Raw genomic sequence first — 9997 nt, 5'->3', positions numbered from 1 at the left:
TAGTATTGCTGCTCTCCAATATCTAAATTTCTTAAATAATAAACCCCTTAACCTGATCAAACATGCTCTTGCAGTTTAAACCGCACAACGGGTTACGATATTAATTATCATACGGCAATTTTAGGAGGGAAGGGCAGTTTCAGCATCAACCAATTGTTCTTTTATACCCGTATAGCGCATCCCATATTGCTTACCCAATTAGCCAATGGTAACCTGCAATACCAACAGCCCCCCGGCGACCTTAACACCAAAGGGTTAGAAACGAACGTAAAGGTAACCTATGCCAACTTTAAGCTATTTATAGGTTACACTTATGCTGATGTTACCCAACACATAGGTAGCACCATAAGCAGCTACACGCTGGTATCAAAACACCGCTTAAACAATGTGCTGATGTTTGAGATAGAGGATACCTGGAAGATAGGGGCCGAGGCTTATTACTTTAGTCCGCAGAAACTTAACGATGGCGCTATGGGTAAAGCCTACTGGACAACCGGGCTTATGGCCGAGCGGATCTGGAAGCGATTTTCGGTATTCATCAATTTCGAGAATTTGACAGATACCCGCCAAACAAAGTTCGAAAGTATTTATACAGGCAGCATCAGCAACCCAGTGTTCAGGGATATTTACGCGCCGTTGGATGGGTTTGTAATTAACGGCGGGGTTAAATTGAAACTTTAAATTATTGCGCCGATTATTCGGGAATACAATACTTAGGTTGGGTTTAGGATGGTACATTTGTTCGGAAATTGTGCGAAAACACGGCGGTAAGATTGGTGCAACAAGTGAATTAGGTAAAGGAACCACTTTCTGATTTACGTTAACATTTTAAGTTGTTTAAAACCTATAGCTATAATATTTGTTGGTGATAAGCTTTGGCGGTATTTTTGCGCCCAAGTGATTAGCCCCCTGATACAACTTTTATAAATTAACTTTACAAGATCCATCATCATATTTGAATGAGCACTTATCCAAGCCATTTTAGCAGCGATTTACTGCTTGAAGTATTGACCCAGGCAAAAACAGCCACTGCTATCCACAGTACTGATGAGATGATCATCGAAACCGCTAATGATGCGATGATAGCTCTTTGGGGTAAAGACCGCGCGGTAATAGGCAAACCCATTGAAGACGCCTTACCCGAATTAAAAGGCCAGCCATTTTTGGGCCTATTGCAAAGTGTACTTCACACAGGTAAAACCATATCAGGCAGCGACACCCGTGCCGACCTGGTGGTAAACGGAAAACTACAGCCCTTTTATTTTGATTTTGAATACAAGGCCATAACCGATAGCACGGGTAAGGCCATTTGTGTATTGCATACTGCTATTGATGTTACTCCCCGTTATCTTAGCCGCCAGCGCGAATTGGAGCTGGAGTCAGAATTACAGGCAGCCAATGAAGAACTGGCATCGACCAACGAGGAGCTTGCTGCAGCTAACGAAGAATTGGGCGCGTCAAACGAAGAGCTGGCATCTACCATAGAAGAACTTACCGTTACCAACGAGGAACTTGCCGAGTCGCAGGAGATAATGAATATCTTAAACAGCACGTTATTTGAAAACGAAGCGCGCCTGCGGTCAGTAATTACACAAGCACCGGTAGGCATCTGTATTATCCGCGCAGGCGACTTGTGGATACAGGATGTAAACGATGCCTATCTTGAACTGGTGGGAAAGCATAGGCATGAGATGGAAGGCCGAACCATTTGGGAAGCGGTGCCCGAAGCGGCAGAGGCTTATACGCCGGTAATGAACGATGTTATAAAGTCGGGCATAGCTTTTATTGCCAGCGAACATGAATTGTCGCTGATTCGCAATGGATTGCCTGAACAGGTGTTTGTAAATTTTGTTTATGAACCTTTGCGAAATGCCGAAGGCAAGGTTAGTGCCATTATGGTGATTGGGATTGAAGTTACCGAGCAGGTAACCGCCCGCCAAAAGATAGAGCATAGTAAAAACAGGCTAAACAGTATGGTGATGACCGCCCCGATAGGGATGACGGTTTTACGCGGCAGGGATATGGTGATCGAAATTGCCAACGACCCTATGTACGAAATATGGGGACGAACCCCGCAACAAGCCCTCGGCAAAAAACTATTGGATGTGTTCCCCGAGATCATCAACCAGCCGTTCCCCAAAATGCTGGATAATGTATTCAATACCGGCGAAAGATTAGCCATCCCTGAAATAGATGTACAGTTGAAGACCGCACTGGGCGAGGTTAATTATGTAATTGATTTTGCATATGACCCGTTGTTTGATCAGGACGGGAACGTAGAGGCTATCTTAACAACAGTATTAAATATTACTGAGCAGGTAAATGCGCGAGATGAATTGCAAAAGGCCAGGGATACTTTAAAACAAGCAATAGATTCGGCCGAGATGGGTACATGGTCGGTAGATTTAACGACGGATAAGCTCTTCATGTCTGATCAGGCAAAAAAAATTAATGGCTTGTTGCCACAGGAGGAGGTGACATTTAAAGGTTCTTACAAACTTATTGACGTTGGCCACGCAGGTAGGGTGAATGACGTGATCCAAAACGCGATTAAGACCCAGCAGAGTTTCGATATAGAGTACCTTGTGAACCCTGCCGACGGTAGCAAACCAAGATGGATCCGGTCTACAGGGAAAGTTTACTATGATGATGGTAAGCCGAAAACAATGGCGGGCATACTTATTGACATCACCGAAAGCAAAGCGTACGACCAGCAAAAGGACGATTTTATTAGTATTGCCAGCCACGAACTTAAAACACCCGTTACCAGCCTTAAAGCGGCCCTGCAGTTGATGGATAGGATAAAGGATGATCCTTCGGCTCAAATTATGACTAAGCTTATAGAGCAAAGCAATCGCAGCATGGATAAGATCAGCACCCTGATAGAGGACTTGCTTAATCTTAGTCGCATGAACGAGGGGCAACTTAAGCTGGAGAAAACAACGTTTACCATCGCCCGCATGCTTACCCAATGTTGCAACCATGTACGCGCCGCGGGAAAGCATGACCTGATCATTCATGGCGACGAAAAGTTACAGATCCACGCGGATGAGCATCGTGTAGATCAGGTAATTGTAAACATGGTGAACAACGCGGTGAAGTACGCGCCAAATTCAAAAGACATCGTCTTTAAAATAGAAAAAAAAGGAGGAATGGCTAAAATATCTGTTATAGATACAGGCCCCGGCATCCCCGAAACTAAACTGAAACACCTTTTTGAGCGTTATTATCGTACAGATGCTTCCGGCTACCAAAACTCGGGATTGGGCTTAGGCCTTTATATAAGTGCCGAAATTGTTAGGAAGCATGGCGGTGAAATAGGCGTAGACAGCCAATTAGGCAAAGGAAGCGCCTTTTGGTTTACCCTACCGTTAAAATAACACAAGTTGTAAGAAATGACCTTTCGTAAACCGAAGGATTATTTTATAATGTGTACATTTATAGTCTAATTAAAAACTATTGAGTACGCCATCTTATCCCTTACCGGAGAACGAAAGCGAACGTTTAGCATCGTTGGCTTCGTATAATATTCTCGACACTTCACCAGAAGACGACTTTGAGGAGCTTACTATGCTTGCTTCAGAAATTTGCCAAACCCCAATCGCGCTTATTAGCCTTATTGATGACAAGCGCCAGTGGTTTAAATCAAAGTACGGTTTCGAGGGTAGCGAAACCCCAAAAGAATATGCCTTTTGCGCGCATACCATTGTCAGCAAAAATAAAGTAATGGTGATAACAGACGCCCGTAAAGATGAGCGCTTTATAAATAACCCTTTTGTAACCGGTGATGAAAAAGTGGTTTTTTATGCCGGCGTGCCGTTGCTTAACGAGGATGGTCATGCATTAGGTTCCCTTTGCGTTATAGATCGCGAACCAAAAGAACTTAGCGAAAAACAATTGAAAGCCCTGCAGGTGTTAGCCAAACAGGTGTTAAACCAAATGGAACTTCGCCGCAAAATAAGCAGTCTGCAAAAAAGCAACGAAGACCTGCTGGAAGCAAATATGTTCATCCAGAAATTTGCCTCAACTGCAGCGCACGATATTAAAAACCCACTAAGCAGTATTTTACTTACCTCGCAGGCACTGCAAATGCGCCTGCAAAATACTGGCGACCATAAAAGCCGCAGCCTTGCCGGGTTAACCATAAACGCATCTAAAAGATTGCTTACACTGGTGGATAACATGCTGGATTATTCAAGCCAGCCATCAAGCTTATTATCAAACCAGGAAACGTTAAAACTGAACGTACTTTTAAGAAATGTAATTGAGTTGGTTGATGTACCTGCAAACATCACCATAAACGTGCCCCTTAACGAGCACGAACTTATTTGTTCTAACGTGGCGCTCGAGCAGATCTTTCTTAACCTACTAACCAATGCGGTTAGATATAACGATAAAGAAAAAGGTGTTATCAAAATATTGTTTAAAGAGGAGGGGGATACCTACCATTTTAAAGTTACCGATAACGGTATGGGTATTGCCGAGAAAGACCTCGACAAAATTTTCGAAAAAGCTGTTACTCTTAACGCGTTAGATCGCTTTAATAAAATGGGCAACGGCCTTGGTTTGCACACCGTTAAGCTATTGGTAGGAAAACTGGATGGGAAAATCCACGCCGAATCACGCATCGGCGATGGCGCTGTATTTGTTTTTTCTATTAAAAAGAATGCCGTGGTTGATATTGATATGGGCGATTCTGTTAGTATTACAAACCGGCAATAACCTGGTCCAACAGTTTATTAAATTCCTGTGGCTTCTCAACCATCGGGAAGTGGCCCGTATCATGTATGATCAGTAATTTGTACGGGATCTTTTTTGCGACCAAACCTGTAGTATCAGTCGGCTGGTAATCGCTGTTGATAAGAAAGAGTTTCTTTTTCGCTTTTAAAAGCATCGCCGCATCATTAAAATTATCCCACTCCTGCGTGGCAATGGCAATGGTAGAATCGGTATGGGCAACATCGTTCAAAATCCTGACTTTAATAGCCTTGCTGGTGGTTTTATAGAACAGCCCCTGGTTAAACCAATCGAATGCTACGGCCTTAAAGTTTTTTTTCATGGCGGAAATCACCTTCGCATACTCTTGTTTGTCCTTTACGCTATCCGCTGATGCGATGCCTACCGATTTAAAGTTATCAACCCCAACCAGCGCTATTACGTTCTCCGGCGAGTCGACGGCACCCTGCAAAACGATACTGCCTGCCATAGAGTGCCCAACCAATATCACATTTTTAAGGCCGAGCTGATTCATTACATTTTTGATATCCTGCCCGTAAGCGGCGGTGTTCCATTTGGTGCGGTTTTTACCCGATTTTCCGAAGCCCGGCAGATCAATGGTAACAACCCGATACCTTTTGCCAAAGTACGCCACCTGATCGGCCCAGTAGGTTTTGTTTATTGCCCAGCCATGCACAAATAGTAGGGTGGTGTCGCCGCGGCCTGTATCCGTATAATCTATCCTTACACCGTTACTTATCAGGCTAACTTTTGAGGTAAGGTTGATTTTCTTATGTGGCGAATTACATGCAAAAACAAATGGGCATACAAATAGTAATAGTGACAGGCGTAAAATTTTCATAGTGTAGGTTTGTGTGATACAACGATAGCGCAAAAAAATTAAAATAGATAATATGCAGTTACCGTTTAACCTATTTTAACATTTCAATCCCACACAATGTACCACTTGCCATCGTCATTTTTGGCGTAGCTAAGTCCGTCGCTCATCTGGTAAACGTCGCGCCCTTCGGTAGGGTTATAGTAGTTTTTACGTTCATAGATTCTTAACCCGCCGTTTTCGTGTTGTAGAAAAACCAGCAAGGCAGTCATAGATGGGCCTATCTCGTGCAGCCACTGGGCTTCGCCCTCTTTTACAAATGCCGAACTCATATGCTATTATTTTTTAGTGTTTTATAACACTTTCCGTGCCGAAAAACTGTTACTAATTTATAATGGAGCAACTGAGTTTTTTTGATGGGGGAGGGCAGAACCCAAATTTCCCTTTAGAATTAATGGATTATCGCCCAACCTTCTTTAGCCCCGCGGAAAGCGCCGACCTGCTGGAAAAGTTAAAGGCCTCTATCCAATGGAAACAGGAAACCATCCGGATGTATGGTAAGCTGCTTAACACGCCCCGGTTAACAGCTTGGTACGGTGATAATAGTAAAACCTACGCTTTTAGCGGCAAAAAGTACGACCCTTATCCTTGGACATCAGAATTGCTGTTCATTAAACAACGGGTTGACAAAGCCGCAGGTATAACGTTTAACAGCGTTTTGCTGAACGATTATCGCAACGGCAATGATTCTGTTGCCTGGCATGCCGATGATGAACCTGAGCTGGGTATAAACCCTATAATAGCCTCCGTTAGTTTTGGCCAGATGCGCAGGTTTGATGTAAGGCACAAACAAGACCATAAGTTGAAGCACTCGGTAGAATTGGCGAACGGCTCGCTCCTGATCATGAAAGGCGACCTGCAGCACAACTGGGAGCACCAGGTGCCTAAATCAATCAAAGCAATAAAGGAGCGGATAAATTTAACGTTTAGGGTAATAAGTTAACCGCATTTCATTTTGTCGTCCCGAGCGATAACGCAGAATCTATCGTCGTCAAAAAGAGGTTAATTTGGCAGCATGACAAAATTACCTACGATCAAAACCGTAAAAATTCTGTCTTAACTATAAAGAAATGTACGATAATAAACTATTTATAATCAAATACTAATGGGATTTATATAAATAAAGAATTTTTCATAATAATTTTGTATTTGCCGCGGATGGCTTATTTAGAAGTGCCACATGGATATTAAAATAAAGTGTTATTTTTGTGAAGAGAACATCATAAAAACCTTAATATGAAGAAACTGATCCTGTTAGCATTATGCCTTGGCTTTAGCGCCATCACATTTGCACAAAGTGCCATTAAACTTGCCGATGCCGGCGTTACTTATGGTAAAACAGTTACGGCCGACAACGCTGTAAGCACCGAAGCATTGAACACAACCCTTACCAGCGACAGCGTTTACAATGGTAAAATTACCGGCACTGTGGTTGAGGTTTGCAAAAAGAAAGGCTGCTTTATGAAATTGCAGCAAGCTAACGGTACGCCAATTATGGTGCAGTTTACAGATTACGTCTACTTTATGCCACAAAACATCGTGGGCAAAACGGTAGTGGTAGCGGGTAAGGCCAAAGTGAAAGAAACTTCGGTTGAGCGTTTAAAACACTACGCCGCAGACGCGGGTAAAACAAAAGAAGAGATAGCCATGATCAATACGCCGAAGAAAGACATTTCGATAATGGCAGATGGCGTTTTGGTGGTGAAATAGATAAATAGAATAACCGGATATTAAAGCCTGTAAGAAATTATAGGCTTTTCTTGTTTATTGGCATTATGTTGGGTTGATTTTTACTTTCAGCCAACACCGGGATCATCAAATGGATATAAGCATGAGCAAAAAAGAAAGAGTATTACATAGCATTTTGTCGCAGGGGATGTTGCCGTTGTTTTTTTATGACGATGCTGATGTAAGCTTCGAGATCATCCGTGCTATGTACAATGCCGGCGTTAGGGTGTTGGAGTACACCAACAGGGGCAAAGAAGCCCTGAGCAACCTCTATAGCATCAAACAAAGGGTATCTAAAGATATGCCCGACCTGTACCTGGGTATCGGTACCATCAAAACAGGGTTAGAAGCAGAAGCTTTTATAGATGCCGGTGCCGATTTTATCGTGTCGCCGGTTGTTGATAACGAGGTTGCCTTGGTTGCCAATAACTACAACCTGCTCTATATCCCCGGTTGTATGACGCCAACCGAGATCCATGTGGCGCAGCAATACCACGCAAAACTTATCAAGATCTTCCCCGCCAATATCCTTGGCCCAGATTTTATATCATCCATCAGGGACCTGTTCCCCGGGCAATTGTTTATACCTACCGGCGGGGTAGAGATAGAGGCAGGCAATATTGCAGCGTGGTTTCGGGCCGGTGCGTGCGCGGTAGGTATGGGGAGTAAGTTGATAAGTGGTAACGTGCTCGATAAAAGGCTATACAGCCAGTTATATAATGATACCCTTAGAGCGCTGGAGTTGGTTCAGCTGAGCAAATAAATAACTTACCTTTGCGCTATATGGAGCAACAATCAAAAGACCCGCTGCACGGCAAAACATTAGAGGCCATCCTGAAAGCTTTGGTAGCCCACCTGGGTTGGGCAGAAATGGGTTACCGTATCCGCATCAATTGTTTTTTGGATAACCCAAGCGTAAACTCCAGTTTGAAATTTCTGCGTAAAACCCCATGGGCACGTACCAAGGTAGAAGAGTTGTATATCGAATTTTATAAGGAGATAGAAAATAGCTAATTGCTTAATTTTTGTACTGTCCCATTTTTTATGACAAGGGTGTGGGACACTAATGCAAAATGTTGATATACAAATGATTGTGTTTTTATGAATTTTAACTTTACATAAAGTATAAAGTAATATAAAAGTAGTTAAACATTTATATTACAATAAGTTAAATTATTTTTTTAAGTGGTGTTTTTTTTAAAAAATGGTACACCGTGAGACACCTGATTTATAGGTATAATTTGCCATTGTTGGTGTTGCCTTTACTACACCGTTGCCACATCCCTCTCTTGGGAAGGAATAGAAAAGCTTACCCGTGTTTCTTCTTCATGTTCATCTTGGCCTTGGTGCCCGAACTGTAATTATATGTTTTTGAGTTTTCCGGTTTCTTCTCGTGGAAAGCCTCGCCGGGTACATATTGGTTAGGATCTGGTTTGGTATGTTTTTTTGTTTTGGCCTGCTCTTTTTCCTCTTCCTTTTGCTTGCGGTCTTTCTCCATTACCAGTTCATCAGGCAGGTCGGCTTTTTGCATTTTTTGGCCGGTTGTCTGCTCAATTTTGCGTACCTGGTCAAGTTCCAGATCGGTAATAAAGGTTAAAGCTAAGGTTTCATCATTAGCGTCAACACCATGGTTTTCAACGTGCTTTATGTAAACCTCTTTTTCGGCAGGCAGGTCCAGGTGAATAATGAACGGGATGCCCGTAACATCTATACCCTCTGTGCCTTCGTTGGCCACAATAAGCACGCGCCAGCCGCTGTTGGCTTTAAACTCGTCTACATCGTTCACCTTGTTGTACTCAAACGATAGCGGATTTATCATCGCTACAGTTTTACGTAACTTATTGTTAAGGCTTTTATAGATCGTCTCTGCAGTAAGGCGGGTATTGGCAAAAACTACAGTTTTGGTGAATAACTCCTCATCTTGTAAGAACAAGTTCAATAAGTTTATTTTAGTACCAAAGTTTGGTAAATGGTAAAGCATCTGCGGGTGAACAGGTAGCTGTTCATCGGGCATTTCCTCAACCTCCACAATAGCTGGCTCCAACATAAAGGGTGCTATCATTTTCTCCAGTTTGGCGTGCATTACCTCGGTAAATACCAGTCGCTGCGCGCGGCCAATGCTGTTAGCCAGTTCTACAACAGGGAGTTGCAAGCCTTTTTTAACGATAAGCTGCGCATCATCCACCGCGAAGAAATCTACCTTGTTCAAGTTCAACCCAAGCTTCAGGTAAATAGCACGTGCCCTGTCGGGAGTAGCCACCACAATGTCAGATCCCTCTGCAAGGTCGTCCATGTTTTGCTCGGTAGTTTGGCCGGGGTGCAGGCTTACAATACGGATGGTTTTATTACGGTTCAGCCTGTCAAACTGTTCCAATATCTCAAATACTTTTTCCTGGTCGGGCGCAAGCACAAGCGCTTTAGGCGTACCATCGGCACTGTGTTTAAAACGGTTAAGGGTAGCCAAAACAAGCACGGTAGTTTTACCGCAGCCCTCGGGGCCAACAGCTACCACATCCTGCCCGCCAATAATGCGGTTAAGTGTTTTTAACTGCATTTCTTTAGGGTTGCTAAACCCTGCTTCAGTTACCGATTTTATTAGTTGCTTATTTAGCTTAAATTTATCTGCCCACGCCATTTCAAAAATATAAAGAGCGC

10 protein-coding genes are annotated in these 9997 nt (G+C 43.2%); 7 read left to right on the top strand and 3 right to left on the bottom strand.

The genetic code is table 11. The features are described 5' to 3' along the window. Positions 1-153: 153 nt before the first annotated feature. From ABIB39_RS22850 to ABIB39_RS22835, 3 genes are all read left to right on the top strand, one after another. A complete protein-coding gene (locus tag ABIB39_RS22850; RefSeq protein ID WP_354432515.1) occupies positions 154-681 on the top strand; it encodes a TonB-dependent receptor domain-containing protein in 528 nt (175 codons plus the stop codon). A 278-nt stretch (positions 682-959) separates the two neighbouring features. Continuing rightward, entirely contained in the window at positions 960-3380 is a 2421-nt protein-coding gene (locus tag ABIB39_RS22840; protein WP_354432513.1) for a PAS domain-containing protein, read from the top strand. Between the two features lie 79 nt (positions 3381-3459). Then, entirely contained in the window at positions 3460-4722 is a 1263-nt protein-coding gene (locus ABIB39_RS22835) for a sensor histidine kinase (protein WP_354432512.1), read from the top strand. Here the strand turns inward: ABIB39_RS22835 and ABIB39_RS22830 are convergent. Together ABIB39_RS22830 and ABIB39_RS22825 are read right to left on the bottom strand one after the other, a co-directional pair. Then, positions 4706-5578 carry an alpha/beta fold hydrolase gene (locus ABIB39_RS22830; RefSeq protein ID WP_354432511.1) on the bottom strand — a complete coding sequence of 291 codons (873 nt, stop codon included), beginning with the start codon at positions 5576-5578 and terminating at the stop codon, positions 4706-4708. The two genes, ABIB39_RS22835 and ABIB39_RS22830, sit on opposite strands and share 17 nt — an antisense overlap. 83 nt (positions 5579-5661) lie before the next feature. Continuing rightward, complete coding sequence (locus ABIB39_RS22825) at positions 5662-5886, bottom strand: hypothetical protein (protein WP_354432510.1); 225 nt, start codon at positions 5884-5886, stop codon at positions 5662-5664. 62 nt (positions 5887-5948) lie between these two features. On the opposite strand from ABIB39_RS22825, the gene ABIB39_RS22820 reads away from it, so the two are divergent. From ABIB39_RS22820 to ABIB39_RS22805, 4 genes are all read left to right on the top strand, one after another. Then, positions 5949-6557 (top strand): alpha-ketoglutarate-dependent dioxygenase AlkB family protein, encoded by a 609-nt coding sequence (locus ABIB39_RS22820; RefSeq protein ID WP_354432509.1) that lies wholly within the window; start codon positions 5949-5951, stop codon positions 6555-6557. Positions 6558-6850: 293 nt separating this feature from the next. Next, entirely contained in the window at positions 6851-7324 is a 474-nt protein-coding gene (locus tag ABIB39_RS22815; protein ID WP_354432508.1) for a DUF4920 domain-containing protein, read from the top strand. A gap of 121 nt (positions 7325-7445) precedes the next feature. Then, positions 7446-8105: a beta/alpha barrel domain-containing protein gene (locus ABIB39_RS22810; RefSeq protein WP_354432507.1), complete on the top strand. Its 660-nt coding sequence runs from the start codon at positions 7446-7448 to the stop codon at positions 8103-8105. A gap of 20 nt (positions 8106-8125) precedes the next feature. Continuing rightward, positions 8126-8356, top strand: coding sequence for a VF530 family protein (locus ABIB39_RS22805; RefSeq protein WP_354432506.1), 231 nt, complete (start codon positions 8126-8128; stop codon positions 8354-8356). Between the two features lie 295 nt (positions 8357-8651). Here ABIB39_RS22805 and ABIB39_RS22800 read toward each other — a convergent pair whose 3' ends face one another. Beyond that, positions 8652-9977, bottom strand: a complete 1326-nt coding sequence (locus tag ABIB39_RS22800; RefSeq protein WP_354432505.1) for a DEAD/DEAH box helicase — start codon at positions 9975-9977, stop codon at positions 8652-8654. Between the last annotated feature and the right edge of the window lie 20 nt (positions 9978-9997).

Origin of the sequence: Mucilaginibacter sp. UYP27, assembly GCF_040547175.1 — a bacterium.
Taxonomy (GTDB): Bacteria; Bacteroidota; Bacteroidia; order Sphingobacteriales; family Sphingobacteriaceae; genus Mucilaginibacter.
The sequence above is the reverse complement of the archived record's forward strand: the minus strand, read 5'-3'. Positions and strand labels throughout refer to the sequence as shown.